The following is a 25,105-nucleotide window of genomic DNA, read 5'->3' on the forward strand; positions in this document are numbered from 1 at the left end:
TGCCTCCCTGAAAGGAAATGCAACATTTCCGCTGGAGATGTACCCAAGTGGCTGAAGGGTCCGGATTCGAAATCCGGTAGGTCGGCTTCGCCGGCGCGAGGGTTCAAATCCCTCCATCTCCGTCTATCCCAAAGCCTGCTGATGATTTTCCGTCATCGGCGGGCTTTTTATGTACAGCCTTCCGGTCGCTCAAGATCGGATCAAAAAAACAGAAAATACTTAACCTGTAAGCATTTCCTGTTTCTCAAAAGCGGAGAGGGTGGGATTCGAACCCACGCGCCCTTGCGGACAAACGGTTTTCAAGACCGCCTCGTTATGACCACTTCGATACCCCTCCGTATCCTATTCTGCCGCGATCTGGCGACATGGTGTATTCTATCACACCTGGCAGGTTCCGTCAATATTTTTTCCCGCCTCCCATCTATCGTCTATCGTCCTGTTCATAGACTCCCGTTTATCATCTCCCTTTTATAACCTCCTGTCCCCTCTTTATGGACCAGGCACAAAGCCCGGTTTTCTTCCCTTGTGCCTGATCCTCTTTTTGCCTGCCTGATTTTTCTACTTCTATCATCCGATCCATTTGCCGTTTCCGTCAAATCGGTAGCTTGTCCCCGATACGGACAGCGCCACCCCGGCTGCCATCACTCCATTGCCTTTCAGATAATACCAGTTGCCTTTCTCCAGAAGCCATCCCGTTTTCATGGCTCCGTTTTCTTCCAGGTAATACCAGGATCCTCCTGTATAGAACCACCCTGTTCTCATGACACCGTTTCCTTCCAGGTAATACCAGGATCCTCCCGTATACAGCCACCCTGTTTTCATAACGCCGGTGCCTTCCAGGTAGTACCAGCTGCCACCTTCCCGAAGCCAGCCCGTTTTCATGGCTCCTGTCTCATCCAGATAATACCAGTTGCCTCCCGTGTGCAGCCAACCTGTCTGCATGATGCCTGTTTCTCCCAGGTAATACCAACTGCCGCCTGTGTACAGCCAACCTGTCTTCATGACGCCGTTTCCATCCAGAAAGTACCACGCATCACCTTCTTTGAGCCAGCCCGTCTGCATCTGCGCCGTTTTCTTGTCAAAGAAATACCAGCTTCCGCCGATTCCGACCCATCCCTTTGCCGCTTTGCTTTCGTAAGTCAGGTAATACCAGTGTCCGCCTGTCTGTATCCAGCGACAGCATTCCAGATATCCGGCCGCATTGAAATAATAGATTTCTCCTTCTATTTCTACCGCTTCTGCCTTCGGATAGCTTCCGTCTTCATATTGGTACCATTTCCCGATCCGATCTTCTCTCCACCCTTCCCGGATCTGTGGATCTTCCTCAATCGGCTCCGTCTCGGCTTCCTTTTTCTGTTGATACAGGTTCTTCAGAATCGGCTCCGTTCCCTTGGCTTTTACACCGATCCAGATCTGATATTGCAGTTCCTTCCCCGTCTTATTTTCAGGAATATGCAGAACTGCCGAGGTAGCGGATGTCTTCTCCACCGTCACCTCCATCTGCTCCACCCTTGTATCCGTTCCTTTTTCAAAAGCCTCCACCGTCACATTCCAGTTGTCCGTTTTCAGGTTTTCTCCCTCCAGCGTCAAGGTCGGCTCACCGCCTTCTGCCGTGATCTCCTCACAGCAAAGCCTTGCATTCTGAATTACCGGAGGCAGTGTAGGCTCCGGCTTTACATCCGGTTTCGGCGCATCCGTATCCGCCGTCCCATACTGGGTCAGCTTCATGGTTTTTTCATATCGCCCTGCCTTTGCCGTGATAATGTGCTCTTTTCTTCCCGCTTCCGGATTTTCCTGAAAAAACAGGGTATACGTCAGATTTTCATCGTTTGGATGCTCCACCTTTTCAATCATGACACTTTCCGGATGAGAAAACTCCAACGTAACGTTTTCCTTCGTCAGATGCTTGCCCTTTACCCAGACAACCACTTCATCTCCGGCTTGATACAGGTCTCCAAAGCACATGGCATTGCGAACCCACCAAAGCTCCGGCTCTCCCGTTTCTTCCTTTCTGGGAATCCGAACCTCATAGCTTGTTTCAAAAGCAATTTTTCCCTTTGTTTCCGGAGTAGGGAAAAACTGCACCTCATAAACCTCCTCGCCGCCGGTCTCATTTTCAGGGAATAGGATCTTGATGCTTTGGGATTCTCCCTCCCCTTCCCTGACGATCTGAAACAGATCCAGCTTCTGAGCAAATAACCCCATCTTTATGCGTACACCTACCTCTTTCAGGTTTTCTCCCTGTACCAAAAACTCTACCTGCTTCCTGCCTTCTGATATGGTTTCTGTTTTCCGGGTCACCTGCCTGATCACAGCTTCCTGCCCCGCCGTCTGTTCCTCTTCCAGACTTTCCTTCGCCGCCGGGCTGCTACCGGTCTCTGTCTCCCTTTCTGCCGCCAGCGCTGCCACGCTTCCCTGTGTTGCCAGCAGTGCAAACGCCAGCATCCATCCCACTACTTTTTTTCTCATCTTGTCCTCCTCTTTCTGCTCTCCAAAAAGTGGCTGCCTGTTTACTCTGTGCCGCCCTTTCTTCTGATTTTTCTTCTGCTATTTTAGCAAATTCCCCGGGCTTCCTCTATAACATTCAGGCGTCTGACCGATTGTTTTTTTTAATAAAAAAAGTAATTTATAGGTTTTTTCTATTCTGATTTTTTCTGCTTTTCCACTCTGTTTATCAGGTTTTTATCTATTTTCCTATGGTGATACATGCTTTCCAGTATCCGGTCGATTGATCCGCTACTTTGCCATCTTACTTCTTTTTCCCACATCTCCCTACAAATACTTGATCCAAGCCTCCGGCTCTTTTCCCTCCTCCAGCACCAGGATCATATAACTGGGTCTTCGCCCCTCCTGACGGGGATGCGTCAGACTGCCGGGGTTGAGGATGAGAAGATTTTCTTCCCTGTGGATCACCGGTCTATGTGTGTGACCATAAAGGACAATATCCGCCCCCCTGCCTCTTGCTTCCCGCTTCAACTGCTCTTCTCCTACAGAAACATAGTACGCATGCCCATGGCACAAAAAGAGGTGCCAGCCCTCCAGAAACAACTCCTTCTCTCTGGGAAGATCGGAAAAAAAATCATTATTTCCCCGGACAAAATGCGCCGGACAGTTCACGGAATAGCGGATAGCATCCTCTCCTTTTTCCACATCTCCCAGATGGATCAGAAGATCCATTCCCTCTTCCTTCTCCAGCACTTTGTCTACATTGATATGCGAACCATGTGTATCACTGATGATCAAAAGCTTCATGCTTCCTTCCTACTCCTTTGCCCCTTCTCTTTCTTCCAGAATCTGCCGCATTTTTCGCAGTCCCACTCCTCTGTGGCTGAGGCTGTTCTTCTTTTCCGGTGAAAGCTGGGCGCTGGTGCATCCATACTCCGGTAAAAAAAAGATCGGATCATAGCCAAATCCATTTTCTCCCGCAATCTCTTGCGCAATCCGCCCTTCCATCGTTCCCCGCACTACCTCCTGTTCCTTGTTGGGAAATACCGCCGCAATGGCACACACAAACCGTGCTGTTCTCTGGGAAGGTTCTGCCTTCGCCAGTCTCTCCAGAATCACCCGGTTTTTTTTGTCATAAGAGGTGTCTTCTCCCAGATACCTGGCAGAATAAATTCCCGGTTCTCCTCCCAGATAGTCGATCTCCAGTCCGGAATCATCTGCCAGCACTATCGCTTTCGGATATCGCTTATGGGCTTCCTTCGCCACCGCCCGTGCTTTTATGATCGCATTTTCTTCGAAGGTCTGACCGTCCTCCACAACATCCACAAAAATCCCCGCTTCCTTTTGAGATAAAATCTGGAATTCCCCCTGTTTTTCTCCCAGGATCATCCGGATCTCTTCCATTTTGTGTGCATTTCCCGTGGCAAAAATAATCTCTCTCATTATCCTTCTCTCCTTCTTGGCGGTTTTGGTCCTAAAAACTGATAGAAATAGGTTTTCAGCATCCCATTGTAAATTTTTCTATTTTTGTCTGCCTTTCTCCCGAAATATTGCTCCGCTTCCTCATAAGAAGTGATCATATAGGTGGACCAGGTGGGCATCTCTTTCATCCGTTCCCCTAAAGTCCTGTACAGCGCCGGAAGATCTTTCTTTTCCTCCAGCCTTTCTCCATAGGGCGGATTGGTAATGACGAACCCGTATTTTCCCGAATGACTCAGCCTGGATACTTCCCTTTCCTGAAAGTGGATATATTCCTCCACACCTGCTTCTGCAGCGTTGTTTCTGGCCACCCGAACCACCTGTGGATCTGCATCATACCCCTGAATATCCATTTCCACCTGCTGCCGGATCCCGTCATGCGCCTCGTCGATCGTCCGATACCAGGCCTGCCGGGGAATCAGGTTGTCCCACTCTTCCGATAAAAATGACCGATTCATACCCGGTGCGATATTTGCGCCGATCATCGCTGCTTCAATGGGAAATGTCCCGCTGCCGCAAAAAGGATCCACCAGGATCCGGTCTTTTCTCCAGGGAGTCAGAAGGATCAGGGCTGCTGCCAGCGTTTCTGTGATGGGCGCTTTTCCCGCTATCGCCCGGTATCCTCGCTTATGCAAAGAGGCTCCGGAGGTCTCGATCCCCACCGTCACCACATCTTTTTTCAGAAAGACACGCACCGGATAAGAGCTGCCGTCTTCCTGAAACCAGTCGATCCCGTATTTGGCCTGCAGCCGCTTTACCATGGCCTTCTTCATGATCGACTGGATATCCGAAGGGCTAAACAGTTTGCTTTTTACAGAAGCAGCCTTGGCTACCCAGAATTTCCCGTCTTTGGGAATATAATTTTCCCAGGGAATTTCCCTCGTTTTTTCAAACAGCTCTTCAAAGGTAGTGGCACGAAAGCTTCCCACCTTCCATAAGATCCTTTCTGCCGTTCTCAGAAACACATTGGCCCGGCAAACCGCCTCCACATCTCCGCAAAATGTAACTCTGCCGTCCTCCACCTCCGTGATCTCATATCCCAGATCCACAATCTCTTTTTTCAGCACCGACTCCAGGCCAAAGTGGCAGGGTGCGATCAGTTCTATCCTATTCATGCTTCTCCCTATTCTGCACTTTTCTCCCTTGAAAAATGCTCTTTCTGTTTTTTAACTTTTTCTTAATATTTTTTTACTTTTTCTGCTTGCTTTTTCAATTCCTCTATATTATACTGAGTCTTGTAGGAAGGATACTTCCTACACCCCTTATTAATTATTTATACTCCCCTCAAAAGACCGATGGCTCCCCCATCGGTCTTTTACTGATCTGACGGATTCTGTTTCAGGCTCCAAAGCAGCCTTTTTTCAGGTATCTTTCCTGCCGCTTCACTTTTCGATCCCGCTTCTCAAAAAGATCCGGCGCCTCACAGGGCGCCTTTTTGTCAGGATCGGCCGGCAAAGATCCGCACGATCACCACGATCGCAAGGATGGGAAGCAGAATCGGAAGCAAGGTACTGATGATCCCCGCGATCAAAGCTCCGATTGCAATCACAGCCAGAATCCCTATCACCAGCCACAAAATACAGCCCCAGCGCCCTGTGTTGATCTGGACAGAGCTACCTCTGGATTCTGTTCTTTCTTCTTCGTAATCCGCTCTGTGCTGCGGGCTTCGGGGCTCCTGGGAGCCCGTCTCTGCCATATCCGAAATGGTCCTTGCAATCGCCCAGGGATCCCCCAGCTCTTCCAACACTTCTTCCTCTGTCCGGCCTTTCTTTACCTCTTCACCAATATATTCCTCGTAGTATTTCAGATTTTCACGTATCACAGAAGGCTCCACCTCATTGACCAGCGCCTCCTCCAGTCTGCGTAAAAATTCGTGTTTTGTCATGAATTCCTGCTCTCCCTTTCTATCTGTCCTTTACACTTCAAACATCAGATCTCCATAAGACGGCATTGGCCACACCTCTTTATCCACCAGCATCTCCAGCTGATCCACCGGTCTGCGGAGTCTTTCCATAGCCGGAACCACTTTTTCATAACAATACCTGGCTCTGATCTCACTTTTTGCTTCCTTCGCCGCCTCTTCCGATACTTCCCGGAGAACCTTCAGGGCATCCTTTGTCTGCTTCAGCAAAGCGGACACCTCCGTCAGAAGCTCTGCCTGTACCTGATGATCCGCGCCAGCCTCCCTTACAGCCAGCACCGTATCCGCCAGCACTTTGGTGTAGCCCACCACCGCCGGAAGGATCTGCTTGCTTGCCATATTGATCATGACCTGCGCCTCTATATTGATCGCCTTCGCATAATTTTCGTACTTGATCTCTCCTCTGGATTCCAGCTCTGTCCGGGTAAACACTCCGAATTTTTCAAACATGGCCACCGTCTTTTCAGAGGTCAAGGCCGGGATGGCATCCACCATACATCTCAGATTGGACAGCCCGCGCCGCTGCGCTTCCTCCACCCACTCCTGCGAATACCCGTTGCCGCTGAATACGATCCTCTGATGCCTGGTGGCGTATTCCTTGATCAGATCATGCACCGCCAGATCAAAGTCCTCTGCCTGTTCCAGTACATCACACGCTTCTGCAAAAGCCTCCGCCACAATGGTATTGATCACCACGTTAGCCCCTGCCACGGAATCTCTGGAGCCTACCATACGGAACTCAAACTTGTTGCCTGTAAAAGCGAACGGAGAAGTGCGGTTTCTGTCCGTTGCATCCTTTGCAAAATCCGGCAGTGTACGCACTCCCGTATGCATTTTCCCCTTATCCAGACTGTGGGTCGCTTCTCCCGTACTGATCAGCTGTTCCATCACGTCCTCCAGCTGCTCTCCCAGAAAGACGGAAATGATCGCCGGAGGCGCCTCATCCGCTCCCAGCCTCTGATCGTTTCCCGGATTGGCTGCCGATTCCCGCAAAAGATCTGCATGCTCGTCCACCGCCTTCAAAATACAGGTCAGTACCAGCAAAAACTGGATGTTTTCATGCGGTGTACTTCCCGGTTCCAGAAGATTTCTGCCGTCATCCGTGGTCAGAGACCAGTTGTCATGTTTCCCGGAACCGTTGACTCCTGCAAACGGCTTTTCATGAAGCAGACATTTCAGCCCGTGTCTTCCGGCAATCCGCTTCAAGGTCTGCATAATGATGTGATTGTGATCCACTGCGACGTTCGCCACTTCAAAGATGGGAGCCAGCTCGTGCTGTGCCGGCGCCACCTCATTGTGCTGTGTCTTGGAAGTAACGCCCATTTTCCACAGCTCCTCGTTAACATCTTTCATAAATCCGGCCACCCTCTGGCGGATGGTCCCGAAATAATGATCATCCATCTCCTGTCCCTTGGGGGGCATTGCCCCAAACAGGGTACGTCCGGCATAGATCAGATCCTTTCTTTCCCGGAATTTGCCGGCATCGATCAGAAAATATTCCTGCTCGATTCCCACGGAAGGTCTCACCCGCTTGGACTGAGTATTGCCAAACAACCGGATCAGACGCATGGCCTGCTCATTGATCGCTTCCATGGAACGAAGAAGAGGCGTCTTCTGATCCAGCGCTTCTCCCGTGTATGCACAAAAAGCCGTGGGAATACAAAGAGTCGCTCCCGCAGCATCCCTTCTGACAAAGGCAGGAGACGTACAATCCCAGGCTGTATATCCTCTCGCTTCAAAGGTTGCCCGAAGTCCTCCCGACGGAAAAGAAGAGGCATCCGGCTCCCCTTTGATCAGCTCCTTTCCGGAAAAGGTCATCAGTACTTTTCCGCTTTCCAGCGGGGCCGAAATAAAGGAATCATGCTTTTCTGCCGTCACGCCTGTCAAAGGCTGAAACCAATGGGTATAGTGCGTCGCACCTTTTTCAATGGCCCATTCCTTCATCTCATGCGCAATCACATCTGCCGTATCCAGTTCCAGTTCTTTTCCCTCTTCTATCGTCCTTTTCAATTCCTTGTAGACCTTTTTAGGCAGACGCTCCTGCATTGCCGTGTCATTAAACACATCCTGTCCGAATATTTCCGCTACATTCATACCCTTTTCCATCTATTATCCTCTTCTTCCATAAATTCTATCAGTTATTACAAAAAGGCACTCCAACCATCGTCGGAATGCCCTTAGCTGTTCTATGCACGATCGACAGAACCAAACAATTCCATCTTCTCTTTTACCGTCTTCATGATCGCTTCTGTACCGGGCTTCAAAAGTTTTCTCGGGTCAAATCCTTTTCCTTCCAGATCTTTCCCTGCTTCGATATACTTTCTTGTCGCATCTGCAAAGGATAGCTGACATTCTGTATTTACGTTGATCTTCGCAACTCCCAGATCAATAGCCTTTTTGATCATATCTTCCGGAATCCCTGTCCCACCATGAAGAACCAGCGGAAGCTTGCCTGTCAGCTGCTGAATCGCATCCAGCGTCTCAAAGCTGAGGCCTGCCCAGTTTGCCGGATATTTTCCGTGAATATTGCCGATTCCCGCTGCCAGCATGTCTACTCCAAGATCTGCAACCTGCTTGCACTCTCCCGGATCTGCACATTCGCCCTGTCCGATGACTCCGTCCTCTTCTCCGCCGATGGAGCCTACTTCTGCTTCCAGAGAAAGTCCCAACTTCTTGCAGGTCTCTACCAGCTCCTTCGTCTTGGCAACATTCTCTTCGATCGGATAGTGAGACCCATCAAACATGATGGAGGAGAATCCTGCTTCGATACATTTCTGGCATCCTTCGTAGGAGCCATGATCCAGATGGAGCGCTACCGGCACGGTGATCTTCAGTTCATCGATCATCGCTTTGACCATATCTGCCACGGTCTTGAAGCCTGTCATGTACTTGCCTGCTCCTTCGGATACTCCCAGGATCACCGGGGAATTACATTCCTGAGCTGTAAGCAGGATCGCCTTGGTCCACTCCAGGTTATTGATATTGAACTGGCCCACCGCATAGTGTCCTTCCACTGCTTTTTCAAGCATCTCTTTTGCTGATACTAACATTCTACTACCTCCACTTTTTCTGCCTGCCAGGAGTCCCCCCCTGTCCGGCAATTTTCTGTGTCACTTGCTTTTCCCATTATATCTCAAAGAATCCAAAAAAACAAGTAACCTCTCTTTTGGTTCTGCTTTGTGTAAAATGTTTGTGTATCTGCGTCTTTTTTACGGCGTCACAGGCAACTGTATCATTTGATGCAACACTTCTCCTATGTCTCCATTGATGCATATGCTTCTATTTTCAATTTCCACCGGACAGAAGGCCTCCCCATAATTGATACAGGCATATGCTGCTTTTTCATTTTCCATCACCATCTGCCAAAACGGATATTTGATGATCACCGGGGTGTTCGCTCCTACTCCCAGTTCCAAAAACAGAACCGGCGTCTTCTCGTGATTTTTAAGGAACTCCCGGTATGCCTCTGACGCTTTGTGCCAGCCTGCGTCTTCTACAAAAGAACTGTCCACACGAAGATTTGTGGTTACTTCCAAACCGTCATCCGGACACCGTGGGAGCAGTTCCGGTGGAATCTGCATGGAAAGTCTTCCATCCTCTGGAATTTCCCACCTGCCTCTGACATCCCTTACAAAGCCCTGTGCTTTCATCGCCTCCATCACCCATTCTTCATTGTCATAGGTCTTTGGAAGATCCGGCGCCGCCTTTTGGAACAGTCCGTAATCTCCTTGCGTGTAAAATAGTCTTTCCTTGTCAAACCCCGCTCTTTGAAACTGATGATCCACGTTGGTTGTAATAACAAAGTAGTCTTTTTCCTTTAAAAGGGAAAGCAGCTCTTTGTATACGGGCTTGGGCGGATCAATATAGCGATTGTAGTAGATGTGCCTTGCCCACCATCCCCAAAAGGTTTCCTGATCGGGAAACGGATAGAATCCGCCGGAATACATATCCCGAATGCCGTATGCCCTTGCAAAATCAAAAAAATACCGTTCGAACCGTTCCCCGCTGTAGGTCAGACCGGCAGACGTTGACAGTCCCGCCCCCGCACCGACAACGATCGCTTCCGCACGTTTGATCGCATCTTTCAGATCTCTGATCTGCCATCCTCCCGCGCTTCTCCCAAAAGATGTTTTTCTTCCCAGATACCGCGCCGCTTTCAGGCCCTTTTGAATGGTTTCCCGGTATCCGTTACTTTTTTCATAAAAATTCTTCATAATATATTTTATCCTCATCCTTAAACACGTTGAAAATGATCCTCTCCATTGCATCCGGATGTTCCAAGGACCATTCTGCCACTGTATCTACGGCAATTTTTGCCGCTCTTTTATTCGGGAACCGAAACACTCCCGTGGATATGCAGCAAAATGCCACACTTCTCAATCCATTCTCCGCACACAGATCCAATGTGTTTCGATAGCAGTCCGCCAGCTCCTTTTCCAGCCTTGGCGTAAGCTGAGACTCCACGATCGGTCCTACTACATGGATCACCTTTTTGGCCGGAAGGTTGTAAGCATCCGTAAGCATCGGCACCGCAGTCGGCTGTTCATACTGCCTGCCATATTTTATCCGAAGCTTTTCCATCTGTTCATAGCACTCCTGCCTGAGCTGTATTCCCGCATAGGTATGGATACAGTTGTCAATACAGGTATGCATCGGTATGAAACACCCCAGCATCCCTGCATTTGCCGCATTCACCACCGCATCTACCTGGAGTCTTGTAATATCTCCCTGCCAAATAGACAGATTTCCCTTGATCACAGGAATGTCTGAAAGACGGACGATCCCTTTTTCTTTCGCACACTCCAGCAAATATTCATTCTGTAGCTTTATTACGTCATCTGCCATTTTCTTTGGCATGCGGATGTTCATGAGAGAACGCAAAATGCGCCGCTTTTCATCCACACCTTCCGGAATCTGTATATGTTTGTACTTGTCAGAGTCCTCTTGGAACGCCTTTAAAAGATCGTTCAGCCGCTGCTCCTGCACCTTATTCTGATTCATATCCTCACCTTCCTTCTGTTCTGTCATGTGCCAACCGTTCAAATAACTTCTGTCATTTTAACGATGTTTCCTACGGGTGTATTGTAACTTTATTTATTACATTTATCACCATCATGCTAGCATTATATTTATGTAATGTCAATGGTTACATTAAAATTTCTTATGTTTTTTAGTTTTTTTAGTTTTCTTCACGCTGCTCTTTGGCTACACAGTCCTATAAGAAAAAGCGGAAAAAGTCGGCGCAGTCCCACAACTGCACCGACTCTATCTTTCAATCTCTTTCCCTGTTTCTTTTTTCTGTTTCTTTTTTCTGTTTCTTTTTTCTGTTTCTTTTTCTATTTCTTTTTTCTGTTTCTTTTTTCTGTTTCTTTTTTTCGTTTCTTCTCTCTTATTTTTTTCTTCTAAGAAGCCAGATTCCTCCCAAGGAAGCAAGCAATGCTCCCACATATACTTCCGGATGTCCTTGCTCCCCTGTTTTGGGAGTTCTCATTGATGTACTGGAACTCGTCTTTTTCGGTGAAGGTTCCACCAGGATGGACTGCTTTGGTTCTTTTCTGGTATTGGTTACCGTAAACCCGGTTTCCATATCTCCTGTGATCTTTGTTTCATACCCCTTCTCTTCCTCTTCCTGAATGGTGTATGCAATTTCTTTTCCATCCTGATACTGCTCCAGATCGGTGAAGGTATGCTGCCAGTGATTCTCCTCACGCAGTACCGCCGAATCCACTTCCCTGCCATCTGCCAACAGGCGGATCGTAGCGGACGTTCCCGGCTTTCCTACCCATTTTTTCGTTACCGGCACAGATCTTTTTCCCGTGATGGTGTTAGTAATGGTGAAACCGTCCTTCTCCGTGCCGCTGATCTCTGTATGATATCCGGGCACCGGCTCCTCTTTTACACTGTATGTATTTGCTTTTGTGTCGGTAATGTGATCTACCACTGGCAGATTTTCAAAGCTTCCCGTCCACTGATTTCCCTGATTCAGCTTCAGACTCTCTTGGGTCTTTTCGCCATTCTTAAACAAATATACCGTTATTTCCGGCGCTTTATCCGGAGATACTCCCCTCCATACCTTTGTGACTTTGATTTCAGTCGTGGCCGGCACAAGCGGGACCATCTCTTCTTCTTGTTTGTTGGTAATCACAAGGCTTCCATTTTCTGCCTTCCCATACGTCACCTGAAACTGTTTCCCGCCTATTTCGATTTCTCCCTTTTCTTCTCCCACTTCCTTGACTGTGTAACGATAACTGTTTCCCTGATCGTCTGCCAGATCCAGTCCCCTCCAAATATGGCTTGTTTTCTCCTTTGTCAAGATCACTTCCTCTGAAACAGGAAAATCATTTTGATACAGCCTTACCTTCGTGTCCATTCCCTCCCCTGGCTGTCCGTCTGCCTTGATCCACTTCTTTTCTACGGAAACCTCCGTCTTTTTCTTATCGTTTTCAATCAAAAACCAAGCTCCCACTTTGTCATCCGCTTTCATTTCAAACTCTCGCACAACGGGGTGATCCTGGTCATAGGCGATCCATTGTGGCGCTTTCGTTTCTCTTATCTCATATGTCTGGGCTTTTAGTCCTTTGATCTCTGCCATTCCCTGATCATTTGTCGTCAGCCGGACCGACGGTCCTTTGTTTACATAACCGTCTCCTTCTTTTACCTGAATGTCCTGCCCATCCTTTCTGGTGAGCGTAAATTCTACATCCTTGATGGGAATCTGCGTTCTTTTTATGACTTTCTTAATCTGCAGTTCTCCCGGTTTCGTTCCGGATATCGATCCTCCCTGACGCTGGATCTTTACCCTGTCCCCAAATTGTGTGGGATCCAGTGTCCAGTCTGCTCCGTTTAATACCGGTTCTGATGTATTCTCTACGTATTCCACCGCTTCATTCTCCAGGGTTTCCCTGGTGATCTTTGCAGACAGCCGGACTGCCACCTCCGTCTCGTGAAGCGTTGCCGTGTAGCCGCCCCCATAATTTGCATATCCCGGTATCGTAATGGTCAGATCCTGCCCGGCAAATGAGATCCCGATCCCCATTTCTTTCGCCTTTTGCAGATCCACCCATCCGCCGGTTGCCGGGAACAACGTGGGAAGATATCCTCCCTGAAACTGCACCACATAAGGACTGCTGTTTATTTTGTCCAGATCCCACGTCATGGTCTCCGGCAGCTTGTCTGTCACCACAAACCCTGCGCTTCCATCGCTTTGATTCCTGGCTGCATTAAAGGTAAAGACCCAGTCCACGCTGCTGCCGTCATTTCCGGACACTTCTACTCCCTTTTTGCTATATACGTTATTGGTAGAGATTCCGCCTTTTTTATAAGTGACCTCTATGGTCTTTCTGTTCCCCTCGTAATCTATATAGATCCTTCCCGTTCCATCCTGATCCATATCTCCTTCGTAATATCCGGTAAAGCTGAAATAAAAGCTTCCTTCCACGTCATCCAGCTTTGCTGCATTTTCATTAAAAATCAGCGTTCCCTTGCTTTCCGAAAACTGCACCTCTCCCAGAAGCTGTCCTTCCCTGTTGTATAAAGGAATGGGGGAGGAGGGCAGCTTGACCTTTGCCCCGGCTGTGCCAAAGCTGATATCCACCCTCTGCCCCGCCTGTACATTCGTTCCCTGTCCTCCAAATTTCACCGTCACTTTGCTCGTTTCCGCATGACCGATCTGCTCTGCTTCCACCTGTACTTCTTTTATGATCGCTCCCTGTGCAGCAACCCTTCCCATCGCTCCCCAGCCGCTTAAGACGGATGCCGCCAGTAGCAGTACCCCCATGATCCCCGCCAATGTTCTGTTTCCTTTCATAAAAACCTCCTTCATATTCATCTTAAAATACTATTTATTACGTCTTTATATTTTTAATATCCGGCATCGCATCGCTCTTTAAACCTGGATGCTTCTGCTCCCCTATATTCCATAAGATGTGATACCGAAATTTCCTTTTTTGCTATTTCATATATATCTTGTCATATTTATTATGTATTAATCGTATCAATTTTATCATAGAAAGTCCATGAGAATTTTTTCGGAAAAACCGCCTGGTTTTGGGCAAAATAAACAAAATCCAGCCTGGGGATTTATGCAAACTCTCTTTCTCTTTCGTTCTTCTCCTGTCACAAAAAATCCCAAATCACCTAACACCCTGTAAAAAAAGGATGTCTCCTTCCTACGAAATTTTCGTTCATAGGAAAGAAACATCCTTATAATATTTTTCATTTTTTACGGAAACCAACCGAATTGATTCCCTTTGTTTTAAAACACTCTTAGAAGTCCCTTCAGAAATTCCTGATTATTCTCCAAAGAACAGCTTTAGATCTTCCTCTACCGTTCCAATGCCCGCGATCCCGAAGTTTTCTACCAGCACGCTGGCTACATTGGGAGACAAAAATGCCGGCAAAGTGGGCCCCAGGTGAATGTTTTTGATCCCCAGATACAGCAGCGCCAGCAATACGATCACCGCCTTCTGTTCATACCAGGCAATATTATAGATAATGGGAAGTTCATTGATATCGTCCAGCTCAAATACTTCCTTCAGCTTCAACGCGATCAGCGCCAGAGAGTAGGAATCGTTGCACTGTCCGGCATCCAGCACCCGCGGGATACCTCCGATATCTCCCAGATCCAGCTTGTTGTATTTGTATTTGGCGCAGCCTGCTGTCAGGATCACCGTGTCTTTCGGAAGCTGTTGTGCAAATTCTGTGTAATACTCTCTTTTCTTCGCTCTTCCGTCACAACCGCCCATTACTACAAATTTCTTGATGGCGCCGGATTTTACGGCTTCTACCACCTTATCTGCCAGCGCAAATACCTGCTCATGAGCGAATCCTCCCACAATGGTACCTTTCTCGATCTCCTGCGGTGGCTGGCAGGTCTTTGCCTGTTCGATCAGCTCTGAAAAGTCTTTTTCTTCTCCATAGCTGCCGGAAATATGGCGGCAGCCCGGAAATCCTGCAGCTCCCGTCGTCCAAAGCCGATCCTTATACGAATCCTTCGGCGGAACGATACAGTTGGTGGTCATCAGGATCGGTCCCCGGAAGGTTTCAAACTCTTCCTTCTGCTTCCACCATGCATTTCCATAGTTTCCTACAAAGTTGTCATATTTTTTAAAGAACGGATAGTAGTGCGCCGGAAGCATCTCAGAATGGGTATACACGTCTACTCCCGTTCCCTTTGTCTGCTCCAGAAGCATTTCCAGATCTCTCAGATCGTGCCCGGATACCAGGATCCCCGGTCGTGTTCCCACTCCAATGTTCACCTGCGTGATCTCCGGATTTCCATAGGCTCCTGTATTTGCCTGATCCAGCAATGCCATTCCCTGCACTCCGTATTTTCCGGTTTCCATGGTCAGGGCCACCAGCTCTTCTACGCTGAGGCTGTCATCCTGCACTTTGGCAAGCGCCTCCTGAATAAATCCATCCACATCGCCATCTTCCTGCAGCAGTGCATTTGCATGCTTGGAATAGGCTGCCAGACCTTTCAGCCCGTAGACGATCAGCTCCCTCAGGGAACGCACATCCTCATTTTCCGTTGCCAGCACGCCTACCGTTGCCGCCTTCGTTTCATATTCAGCCTCGCCGCCTGACCAGAGCGCTGCCTGGGACAGTTTCTCCTTGTCCTGCACCTCCGGCAGCAGACTGTCTTTTTCTTTTAGTGTCTCTGTGATTCTTGCAACGATCATTTCCCGGTCAAAATTGGCGTTTGTGATCGTCATAAACAGATTAAATGTTACGGTATGATTCACACTTTCGGCAATCGTCTTTCCTTCGGCTCTCAGTTGTGTTGTTACAGAAGCCAGTCCTTTCGTAACATACACCAGAAGATCCTGCATCATAGCCACTTCCGGCTTTTTCCCACAGACGCCGGACACACAACAGCCCTGGCCGCCTGCCGTTTCCTGACATTGGTAACAAAACATTTTATGTTCCATTTGGTTTCCTCCATACATGTTCGGGTTGTTTTTTGTTCCTGCACAGTATAGACGAATTTTCTTCTTTGTTCCGTTGTTATTACCACTTTTTTCTCTTTTTTTGGATATCTTTTTTCCCGGACTGCCGCATCTGCCTGCAAGACTTCTGTCTGTAGTCGTCGCCCCAAGGTCAGATTTTATCTGTTGGGATCCGATCCTATCCTTTCTTTTCCTCCGGGCAGACGTCTGTCAGTACCAGCGCCGAATACGCTCCCATGTTTACTACCAGCTCTCCCTCTTCCACCAGATATTCTTCCGCTTCCCGGGTATAGCCTTCCGCGTAGGTGTACATCAACCGGTACAGCCTGCATTTTTCCGCCACTTCCGCCTTCCAGACAGGCACCGTCACTCTGGCCAGCGTCTCTCTGTTGTTTAACACGACGATGATCCTCTCGTCCTTTCCGAACCTTCCATAGCTCAGAATATTGTTTTCCCAATGAAGCAGCAGCAAAGAGCCGGTCTTCAAGGCTGTATACGCTTTATGAATCGCAATCATATCCCGGTGAAATTCCAGAAGCTCCCTGTCTTCCCTTCCCCACGGATACGTTCTTCGGTTGTCCGGATCTGTAAAACCACAGACGCCCGCTTCATCTCCGTAGTAGACGGTAGGCGCTCCTACCCAGGTCATCTGCATCACTACCGCTTCCCGCATAATGGCCTTGTTGACATATTCCTCGGCCGCTTTACTTCCCAGCTGCCCCACGCGTCCCACCATATGATTGGTTCTGGTAAGGAATCTGGAATGGTCGTGGTTGGACAATTCGTTCATGGCCACCTGCAGGGAAGGCGTCAGCATATTTGACATGTGATGTAGCATGGCTCCCGCAAAATGATCTCCGTTGCCGCGAAGCTCCGGCCTCTCCTCGTCACTGTGCTTTTCCATGCCCGTCAGAAACCAGGTGACCGGCTCCATAAAGGCATCGTAGTTCATCACGGTATCCCATTCATCTCCCTTTAGCCATTCTCTCGGATCGCCGTAGTGTTCTGCCAGGATCAGTGCATTGGGGTTGGCATGCTTCACAGCCTTTCGGAATTTCTTCCAGAACTGATGATTGTATTCGTTGCTCCTCCCCAGGTCCGCCGCTACATCCAGACGCCACCCGTCTGCGTTAAAAGGCGGTGACACCCATTTGACAGCCACCTTCAGAATATAATTTTCCAGCTTGACAGATTCCTCATAGTTCAGCTTCGGCAAGGTATCATGTCCCCACCAGCCATCATAATGGTAATTGTAAGGCCATGCTTCTTCAAAAAACCGGAAATAGCTGCGATAAGGGCTGTCTGCCGACACATAAGCGCCCGGCTGATAGCCTTCCTGCCCTTCATAGATCCTCTCCCGATCCATCCACTTATTAAAAGAACCGCAGTGATTGAACACGCCGTCCAGGATGATCTTCATCCCCCTTTTGTGCAGTTCTTCTACCAGTCGGATAAACAACTGGTTGCTGGCTTCCAGATTCCTCCTGTCTCCTGTGCGCTTCTGGTATTTGGTAGCGTACAGGTTTTCCGTTACCCCTTCCTGCAGCACCTCGCCTTCGTCCGCCACGATCCGGCCATAGTGCGGATCAATATAGTCATAGTCCTGAATATCGTACTTATGATTGGAAGGGGACACGAACAGAGGATTAAAATACAACACCTCCACTCCCAGTCCCTGGAGATAATCCAGCTTGTCCAGAACCCCCTGGAGATCGCCTCCGTAAAATTCCCGAACGTCCATACTGTTGGGATACTGGTACCAGTCCGCCACCTTGCTGCTGTAATCTCCGATATAGAAGTATTCTCTGGTTTCTACATCATTACCGGTATCCCCGTTGCAAAATCTGTCTGTGTAGATCTGGTACATCACCGCCCCCTTTGCCCAGTCCGGGGTGGAAAATCCCGGAACCAGAACGAAGCGGTAGTAGTCTACCGGCTCCCTGCTGACTCCGTTTCTCCCATAATAGAGCGTCTCTTCTCCTTTGGTAATGGAAAAATAATAAGAGAACGTCTCTTCCTTCAATTTCCATTGGATGGCATAATAATCAAAATATCCTTTCGTTTCGTCCTTTTCCATAGAAAAAGTTCCGGTGTCTGTCACAAGACAAACACCGTCCGCTTCCTCCCTTGCTGTACGAAACCGCAACGTCACCACAGAATCCTCCTCCGGTTGCGGAGGAATCACATATTCCCCGGTGCCGTCACAAAATAATGCTTCTTCTTTCATGTAACCTAACTTCCTTTTTTCTTTATCCCTGCTGCGCTTCAAATAACGCTTCAAATTCTTCCCTTGTGATTTTTTCTTTCTCCAAAAGAAGATTTGCACATGCATGCAGCACCCCTTCGTATTCCTTCAAGAGGGCTTTTGCCTTCCCGTAGCACTCGTCAATGATCCGCTTGATCTCCTGATCGATGGTAGTCGCCACGCTTTCCCCGTAGCCTCTGGAGGCATGGGCCAGATCTCTTCCGATAAATACCTGGTCGCTGTCATCGTCATAGTTGATGAGCCCTACGGTGTCGGACATTCCAAACTTGGTTACCATGGATCTTGCCAGTCCGGTGGCCTGCTTGATGTCCTGAGACGCTCCTGTGGTAATGTCGTCGAACACTGCCTCTTCTGCTACACGGCCTCCCAGAGATACAATGATCTCCTGCATCATCTGTCCTCTGGTATAGAACATATCATCTCGTTCCGGCAGCGGCATCGTATATCCTCCTGCTCCTCCGGTAGGAATGATCGAAACGCTGTAGACCGGTCCCACGTCCGGAAGCACATGGAATAAAATGGCATGTCCTGCCTCGTGGAATGCCGTGATCCTCCGTTCCTTCTGGGAGATCACACGGCTTTTCTTTTCTGTTCCGATCCCTACCTTGATAAAAGCCTTCTGAATATCTGTCTGCTTCAGATATCCTCTGTTGTCCTTTGCTGCCAGGATGGCCGCCTCATTCAGGAGGTTTTCCAGATCCGCTCCCGTAAAGCCTGCCGTTGTCTGCGCCACCTGTGCCAGATCTACGTCTTCACTCAGGGGTTTTCCGTCTGCATGTACTTTTAAGATTTCTTCTCTTCCCTTTACATCCGGCGATCCTACCATTACTTTTCTGTCGAAACGTCCCGGACGGAGAATGGCCGGATCCAGGATATCCACCCGGTTTGTGGCCGCCATGACAATGATCCCTTCGTTGACGCCGAAACCATCCATCTCCACCAGCATCTGATTTAAGGTCTGCTCTCTTTCATCATGTCCGCCGCCCATGCCGGTTCCTCTCCGGCGCGCCACTGCATCGATCTCGTCAATAAAAATGATACAGGGCGCATTCTTCTTGGCGTCTTCAAACAGATCCCTGACTCTGGAAGCTCCCACTCCCACAAACATTTCTACAAAATCAGAACCGGAGATGGTAAAGAAAGGCACCCTCGCTTCTCCCGCCACGGCCTTTGCCAAAAGCGTTTTTCCCGTTCCCGGAGGGCCCACAAGCAGCACTCCTTTGGGAATCCTGGCTCCTACCTTCACATATTTCTGGGGATCCTTCAGGAAATCCACCACTTCCTCCAGTTCTTCCTTTTCTTCTGCCAATCCTGCCACCTTGTCAAAGGTGATCCGATGCTCCTCGTCATTGTGAAGCCTTGCCCTGCTTTTTCCAAAAGACATGGCCTTTGCTCCGGCTCCGCCTCCCTGACGGTTCATCATCAGGAAAATCAGAAGCACTCCTCCCACCGTCAGAAGAGTAGGAACTAAAGTCGTTCCGATCCAGCTGTCCTTTGGAATATCCGGCATTCGGTAAACCAGTTCCTTCTCCTGCAGATATTTCTGGATCTCATTCACATCCGACACATACAGATACCGGATATCTCTGGTCTCTCCCACACGGATGCCGATCTCCAGCCGCCCTGTAGGAACCGCCTTATTCTGGCGGATCGTCACATTCTCTACCTGTCCTTTTTGTACCAGTTCTTCAAAATCCTTCCTGGTGATCTCCCGGCCGTTCTGATTCAGTTTATCCGATAGCTGAAATGCCACGAACAGCAGGAGTATGGAAAACAGGAGTACGATCCCTCGCAGTCCCATATTTTTCTTGTTCATATGATAAGTTCCTTTCTCTTTCGTAATTCCGTCGGATTAGTTGACCCCTTCCACTACTCCGATATAGGGAAGATTCCTGTACTTCTGCGTATAGTCCAGTCCGTATCCCACCACAAATTCATCCGGGATCTCAAAGCCCACATAATCCACCCGGATATCCTTGACCCGCCGGTCCGGCTTGTCAAGAAGGGTACACAGCTTCATACTGTTTGGATGACGCTGCCCCAGGATCTCCCACAGATAAGACAAAGTCCTTCCCGAGTCAATGATGTCCTCTACCACCAGCACATCCTTTCCTTCCAGGGACTCGTCCAGGTCCTTTGCGATCTTTACCACTCCGCTGGAAGAAGTGGCATTTCCATAGCTGCTGACACTCATGAAGTCCATGGAAAGAGGCACGCTGATCCGCTTTGCCAGCTCGCACATGAAGAATACCCCGCCCTTCAGGACACAGATCAAATGCACCTGCTTTCCTTCATAGTCCCTGCTGATTTCTTTCCCCAGCTCTTCGATCCTTTTTGCCACTTCCTCTTCCGAGATCATTACTCTAATCTGCTCTGCCATTGTGATTTCCTCCATCTACTTTTATTTCAAGAATCCTCTTTGTCCTGTCAGTCACCTGATACCCTTGATTCTGCCTGTAACCAATCACCCAGAGAATATGGTGCCCGTCAGCCGCCAGCCATATGGCGTCTCTTTGCCTCTGCGGAATCTTTTCATTGATGAAATACTGCTTCAGCTTCTGCCTGCCGCCAGCCCGGTCAATGGTAAGATAGTCTCCTGCTTCTCTGTGTCTGATTTTTACATTAGATTCTATTTTATCATAATCAAACCACTTCGTGTAGGGATTTTGCGGAAATATTGTGACTTCTTCCTGCTTTTCAAAGATCCGCATCTGGACTGCCGGCGGTTTTTCTTCTCCCGGTCTCTTCCCCTCCTCTTTTTCTGCCGGGTACAATTCTATCCCTTCGGGAGTCCTAAGCGCATCCAGCCGGTAAGGCAGACAGTGCTTTCTCCCGGACTGCTTTCCCCAAAGCTCTTCCAGAAGCCCGATATGAACCGCCGTAATGTCCTTTCTTTTTCCCGCCCCTTCCCACAAAAACTTTTGCAGGACGTATTCCCGCAGTTCCTCCGGAATCTTCCGGTACTCTTCTTCCTTCAGAAGCAGGCGTCCTTCCTCCTTCTTCCGGCAAAGCCGATACCATCTGTCCGCCTCTTTTTCCAAAAACGCCCATGCCTTTTTTGCCCTCTGGGAGGTCTCCCAGAAATGAAGAAGCGCCTTCTCGTTCACCGTCTCCAGCTCCGGAAGGATCTGTCTTCGGATCCGGTTTCTTGCATATGCAAGATCCTGATTGGTCGCATCCTCCCGGTAGGGGATCTGGCGCTGTTTCACATATGCTTCTATTTCCCTTCTTTCCAGGCACAGAAGGGGACGGATGATCTGTCCTTCCACCGGCGCGATTCCTCCCAGTCCTTTCAGCCCGCATCCTCTGGCAAGGTGAAACAGCAATGTTTCCGCATGGTCGTTTCTATGGTGAGCCAGTGCGATCTTGCTGCCTCCCCACCTTTTCTGTTCGCTTTGGAACAGTTCTCTTCGAATCTCCCGGCCCGCCTCTTCCACGGAAAGCTTTTTCTTCTTTGCGATCCCTTCCACATCCTCCCGAAAGAGTCGATACTCCACGTTCTTCTCTTTACAGATCTGCTCCACAAAGGCCGCATCCTTTCTGGCCGCCTCGCCCCTGATCTGGTGATCCACATGCACCGCCAGGATCTCTAGCTTCCTTTCCTTTCGCCATTGCAGCAGTAAAAACAGAAGGCACATGGAATCCATCCCTCCCGACAGCCCCAGTACGATCCTGTCTCCTTCTTCCAGCAAATGGTACTGTTTTACAAATGTTCTAACTTTCTGCTCCATTTTTCTCTCCACCCGGTGTCTTGGGACAGACGCCGCAAACGCAGCCTCTCCCTGTTATACAAAGAAAAGCTTTAGGAGAGTTACTTCCTAAAGCCATTTATCTTTCTGCTACTCTGCTTTAAATACAATTTCGTTCTCGTGAACCAGGCCAAGCTTCTCCCGCGCCACATCCTCCACATAGGCGTCCGTGCCTACATATTCCTTCAGCTCCTTGATCTCTTCTGTGCGAGCCTTCTCTTCCTTTATTTTTTCCTGCAGTTCCGTCTCCTGTGCCAGAAGCACTCTCTCCTTTTGCTTCAGCGATATGCTTCCGACTCCGCACACGCCGCAAAGCAAAAGCAGCACCAAACAGATCCCTCTTACACTGCTTTGGTTGCGCCTGACTCTTTTTTTCGGCTGTTTCTTCCTGCCCCTTTGCTTTATGCTTCCCATACTTATACTCACCCTTACTTCTATTTCCCCATACTGCCTATCCCACTAGGCTTTCATTAAGCCTACCTGTTTTTCTCTGTTTCCGCAAGGGATTTTTTGTGTTTTTTTCCTAAAAAAACGTAAATTTTTTTACTTCTTTTTTGGCTTCTTTTTCTTTTTTCTTTAAAAAAAATCTACAAAAACACAAATTGTAGTGTCGGCCGTCTGCATGCTTTCTAAATTTTGTATAGTAAATATGCACAATGCCTTTACAGGTACCGAAAAAGCTCCTTTGCTTCCTCCTTTTTGGAGGTGTCCCGAATGTCCAGGACCTCTGCCCGAACACTCTGATTTCCAAACTGGATCTCTATAATATCTCCCGCCTTGACCTTCACGGAAGCCTTGGCTGTCACCCCATTGACGGTCACTCTGCCGGCGTCGCAGGCCTCGTTGGCCACCGTCCTTCGCTTGATCAGTCTCGATACCTTTAAAAACTTGTCTAGCCTCATCTTTCTTCTCCCTCTTCTTGTCTTCCCTCATTTCTGCCGTCGTCAGACTCCTGCGCAGGCACAGGATTCTGACTCCCCATGATCGCAGATTCCCGGAATGTCAAAAGTTACATTTCGCTGTAAAAAATAGAGAGTGGATCTCCACTCTCTACCTTCCTCTCTTCTTATGCAGTGATTATGCGTTCAGCGCATCCTTCAGTGCCTTTCCTGCTTTGAACTTCGGAGCCTTACAAGCCTCGATCTTCATGGTCTCGCCTGTCTGAGGATTTCTTCCTTCTCTTGCAGCTCTGTTGCTTACTTCAAAGGTTCCAAATCCAACCAACTGTACTTTCTCGTCTTTCTTGAGTTCTGCGGTTACCACGTCAACAAAAGCCTTCAAAGCCTTCTCTGAGTCTTTCTTGTTCAACCCTGCTGCCTCTGCAACTGCTGCGATCAATTCTGTTTTGTTCATGAAAAATATCCTCCTCTTATCTACCTTGTCGAATCCTGTCTTAATATATATTCAGATCCTCTGAGATGTTATCGGCTCCTTTAAAAAAAGAAACTCTTATAGGTATTGTTATACCTGTTTTCCCTCTGTTTGTCAAGAAAATTTCACCTGTCTCACGATTTTAAAGAAATTTACTGGTTTTCCTATCTGTTTACTTTTCTGACAGCATTGTGTCTATCATGGAAAGAACTTCTTTTCCCAGCGTATCGGATCTGTTCTGTGCATCTTCCAGGGACTCTCCCTTTACGCCATAGTAGAACTTCACCTTTGGTTCTGTTCCGGATGGGCGGACGCAAAGCCAGTTGTCTCCCTCCAGCTCGTAATACAGTACATTCGATACCGGAAGTCCGGTGTCTGTTGTTTCTCCCGTTCGGCAGTCCAGGATAACGGACGTCTGGTAATCCCGCACCCGTTCCACCTGATATCCTCCTACCTGCCTGGGCGGATTGGCGCGAAGGCTTCCCAGAATTTCCTGTATTTTCTGTAATCCTTCCATTCCCTGCAGAGTAATAGACTGGATATCGTCTTTGTAGAACCCATACTTTTTGTACAGATCCAGCATGGCATCCCACAGTGTCTTTCCCCGCGTCTTGTAGTACGCTGCCGCCTCGCACAGCGCCATGGTGGCCGCCACAGCATCCTTGTCTCTTGCGTAGGTACCGATCAGGCAGCCATAGCTTTCTTCAAACCCAAACAGGTAACTGCCCTTTCCTTTCGTTTCAAAGCCCAGGATCTTCTGCCCGATAAATTTGAATCCCGTCAGAACTTCCATCAAGCCGATCCCATATCCCTTGGCGATGGCATCTGCCAGGTTGGAGGTTACGATCGTCTTGATCAGGTATCCGTCCTCCGGCAGTCCCAGCTTCTCTTTTTTCTGTCCGATCTCATAGTCTGCCAGAAGACAGCCGGACATATTCCCCGTCAGCTCCTTATAGGTCCCCGTCGCCGTATCTTTGACATAGACGCCAAGTCTGTCTGCATCCGGGTCGGTCGCCAGAACCAGATCTGCATCTACCTTCTCTGCCAGCTTCAGTCCCAGCTCAAACGCTTCCTTTGCCTCCGGGTTCGGGTAGGAAACGGTGGGGAAGTCCCCGTCGGGAAGCTCCTGTTCCTTGACCACATAGACATTTTCAAAGCCCAGCTCCGCCAGAATCCTTCTCACCGGCAGATTTCCGGTGCCGTGCAAAGGACTGTAGACGATCTTCAGTTCTTTTCCCATCCGGCAGATGGCGTCCTGATGCAGGATCAATTTTTTCAGTTCTGCTAGATAGCCGTCGTCGATCTCTTTTCCGATGGTGATATACAGACCTTCCTTCGTAGCTTCCTGCAATTCCATCGTTTTCAATGTATCATAATCCCGAAGGGCGTTCACCTCATCCATGATTCCTTTGTCATGGGGCGGCGTGATCTGTGCTCCGTCCTCCCAGTACACCTTGTATCCGTTGTACTCTGGCGGATTGTGGCTCGCCGTAATGTTGATGCCTGCAATACATCCCAGAGTTCTGACCGCATAGGACAGCTCCGGGGTGGGACGAAGAGATTCAAACACATAGGCCTTGATCCCGTTGGCCGCCAGACAAAGCGCTGCTTCCCGGGCAAATTCCGGAGACATTCTCCTGGAATCGTAGGCGATGGCCACTCCTTTCTCCTGCCCGTCTTTCTTCCTGATGTAGTTGGCCAGTCCCTGCGTTGCTTTCCTGACAGTATATACGTTGATCCGGTTGGTTCCTGCTCCTATGATCCCTCTTAGTCCTGCCGTTCCAAACTCCAGTTCCTTATAGAAACGCTCCTGTATCTCTTTCTCATTTCCTTTCAGCTGCTGCAGCTCCTTTTTTGTCTCCTCATCAAAGCACGGCTGGCTCAGCCATTCTTCATACTGTTTCATCACTTCCATAGGCCACCTCCT

The 25,105-nt window shown here is 48.9% G+C and carries 19 protein-coding genes and 2 tRNA genes; 1 reads left to right on the plus strand and 20 read right to left on the minus strand.

The genetic code is table 11. From position 1 onward, the window contains the following. Nucleotides 1-33: 33 nt before the first annotated feature. Nucleotides 34-122 (plus strand) — tRNA-Ser (locus FYJ34_RS04515). Between the two features lie 129 nt (nucleotides 123-251). Here FYJ34_RS04515 and FYJ34_RS04520 read toward each other — a convergent pair. The 20 genes from FYJ34_RS04520 to FYJ34_RS04620 form a co-directional block, all read right to left on the minus strand. After that, nucleotides 252-337, minus strand: a tRNA-Ser gene (locus FYJ34_RS04520). 230 nt (nucleotides 338-567) lie between these two features. Further along, nucleotides 568-2,469 carry an N-acetylmuramoyl-L-alanine amidase family protein gene (locus tag FYJ34_RS04525; protein ID WP_154476600.1) on the minus strand — a complete coding sequence of 634 codons (1,902 nt, stop codon included), beginning with the start codon at nucleotides 2,467-2,469 and terminating at the stop codon, nucleotides 568-570. Nucleotides 2,470-2,772: 303 nt separating this feature from the next. Beyond that, entirely contained in the window at nucleotides 2,773-3,252 is a 480-nt protein-coding gene (locus FYJ34_RS04530; protein ID WP_154476602.1) for a metallophosphoesterase family protein, read from the minus strand. A gap of 9 nt (nucleotides 3,253-3,261) precedes the next feature. Continuing rightward, nucleotides 3,262-3,891, minus strand: coding sequence for an RdgB/HAM1 family non-canonical purine NTP pyrophosphatase (gene rdgB, locus FYJ34_RS04535; RefSeq protein ID WP_465244905.1), 630 nt, complete (start codon nucleotides 3,889-3,891; stop codon nucleotides 3,262-3,264). Further along, on the minus strand, nucleotides 3,888-5,039 hold the full coding sequence (locus tag FYJ34_RS04540; RefSeq protein ID WP_154476606.1) for a THUMP domain-containing class I SAM-dependent RNA methyltransferase: 1,152 nt from the start codon (nucleotides 5,037-5,039) through the stop codon (nucleotides 3,888-3,890). Before FYJ34_RS04540 ends, rdgB begins: the two co-directional genes overlap by 4 nt. Before the next feature lie 323 nt (nucleotides 5,040-5,362). Beyond that, nucleotides 5,363-5,809: a DUF1700 domain-containing protein gene (locus FYJ34_RS04545; protein ID WP_154476608.1), complete on the minus strand. Its 447-nt coding sequence runs from the start codon at nucleotides 5,807-5,809 to the stop codon at nucleotides 5,363-5,365. Nucleotides 5,810-5,839: 30 nt separating this feature from the next. Then, nucleotides 5,840-7,951 (minus strand): glutamine synthetase III family protein, encoded by a 2,112-nt coding sequence (locus FYJ34_RS04550; protein WP_154476610.1) that lies wholly within the window; start codon nucleotides 7,949-7,951, stop codon nucleotides 5,840-5,842. 80 nt (nucleotides 7,952-8,031) lie between these two features. Then, on the minus strand, nucleotides 8,032-8,895 hold the full coding sequence (gene fba / locus FYJ34_RS04555) for a class II fructose-1,6-bisphosphate aldolase (protein ID WP_154476612.1): 864 nt from the start codon (nucleotides 8,893-8,895) through the stop codon (nucleotides 8,032-8,034). Nucleotides 8,896-9,054: 159 nt separating this feature from the next. Next, complete coding sequence (locus FYJ34_RS13135) at nucleotides 9,055-10,059, minus strand: SIR2 family NAD-dependent protein deacylase (RefSeq protein ID WP_235899256.1); 1,005 nt, start codon at nucleotides 10,057-10,059, stop codon at nucleotides 9,055-9,057. Next, nucleotides 10,043-10,846, minus strand: a complete 804-nt coding sequence (locus FYJ34_RS04570; protein ID WP_154476618.1) for a protein-ADP-ribose hydrolase — start codon at nucleotides 10,844-10,846, stop codon at nucleotides 10,043-10,045. The genes FYJ34_RS13135 and FYJ34_RS04570 overlap by 17 nt, the downstream gene beginning before the upstream one ends. Before the next feature lie 388 nt (nucleotides 10,847-11,234). Continuing rightward, on the minus strand, nucleotides 11,235-13,652 hold the full coding sequence (locus FYJ34_RS04575) for a Cna B-type domain-containing protein (protein WP_173017056.1): 2,418 nt from the start codon (nucleotides 13,650-13,652) through the stop codon (nucleotides 11,235-11,237). 484 nt (nucleotides 13,653-14,136) lie between these two features. Next, nucleotides 14,137-15,774: a hydroxylamine reductase gene (hcp, locus tag FYJ34_RS04580; protein WP_154476622.1), complete on the minus strand. Its 1,638-nt coding sequence runs from the start codon at nucleotides 15,772-15,774 to the stop codon at nucleotides 14,137-14,139. Nucleotides 15,775-15,970: 196 nt separating this feature from the next. After that, complete coding sequence (locus FYJ34_RS04585; RefSeq protein ID WP_154476624.1) at nucleotides 15,971-18,019, minus strand: glycoside hydrolase family 13 protein; 2,049 nt, start codon at nucleotides 18,017-18,019, stop codon at nucleotides 15,971-15,973. Between the two features lie 22 nt (nucleotides 18,020-18,041). Then, on the minus strand, nucleotides 18,042-19,874 hold the full coding sequence (gene ftsH / locus FYJ34_RS04590) for an ATP-dependent zinc metalloprotease FtsH (RefSeq protein ID WP_154476626.1): 1,833 nt from the start codon (nucleotides 19,872-19,874) through the stop codon (nucleotides 18,042-18,044). Nucleotides 19,875-19,910: 36 nt separating this feature from the next. Then, nucleotides 19,911-20,438 (minus strand): hypoxanthine phosphoribosyltransferase, encoded by a 528-nt coding sequence (gene hpt, locus FYJ34_RS04595; protein WP_154476628.1) that lies wholly within the window; start codon nucleotides 20,436-20,438, stop codon nucleotides 19,911-19,913. Further along, the gene (tilS, locus tag FYJ34_RS04600) at nucleotides 20,422-21,789 is read right to left on the minus strand and encodes a tRNA lysidine(34) synthetase TilS (RefSeq protein WP_154476630.1); all 1,368 of its coding nucleotides are present in this window, start codon (nucleotides 21,787-21,789) and stop codon (nucleotides 20,422-20,424) included. The genes hpt and tilS overlap by 17 nt, the downstream gene beginning before the upstream one ends. Nucleotides 21,790-21,897: 108 nt before the next feature. Then, nucleotides 21,898-22,221 (minus strand): FtsB family cell division protein, encoded by a 324-nt coding sequence (locus FYJ34_RS04605; RefSeq protein WP_154476632.1) that lies wholly within the window; start codon nucleotides 22,219-22,221, stop codon nucleotides 21,898-21,900. Nucleotides 22,222-22,469: 248 nt separating this feature from the next. Further along, the gene (locus FYJ34_RS04610) at nucleotides 22,470-22,709 is read right to left on the minus strand and encodes an RNA-binding S4 domain-containing protein (protein ID WP_154476634.1); all 240 of its coding nucleotides are present in this window, start codon (nucleotides 22,707-22,709) and stop codon (nucleotides 22,470-22,472) included. Nucleotides 22,710-22,884: 175 nt separating this feature from the next. After that, on the minus strand, nucleotides 22,885-23,160 hold the full coding sequence (locus tag FYJ34_RS04615; RefSeq protein WP_154476636.1) for an HU family DNA-binding protein: 276 nt from the start codon (nucleotides 23,158-23,160) through the stop codon (nucleotides 22,885-22,887). A gap of 190 nt (nucleotides 23,161-23,350) precedes the next feature. Next, nucleotides 23,351-25,093: a phospho-sugar mutase gene (locus FYJ34_RS04620; RefSeq protein ID WP_154476638.1), complete on the minus strand. Its 1,743-nt coding sequence runs from the start codon at nucleotides 25,091-25,093 to the stop codon at nucleotides 23,351-23,353. Nucleotides 25,094-25,105 lie beyond the last annotated feature (12 nt).

The sequence above is a fragment of the Suipraeoptans intestinalis genome, assembly GCF_009696485.1.
Classification (GTDB): Bacteria; Bacillota; Clostridia; order Lachnospirales; family Lachnospiraceae; genus Suipraeoptans; species Suipraeoptans intestinalis.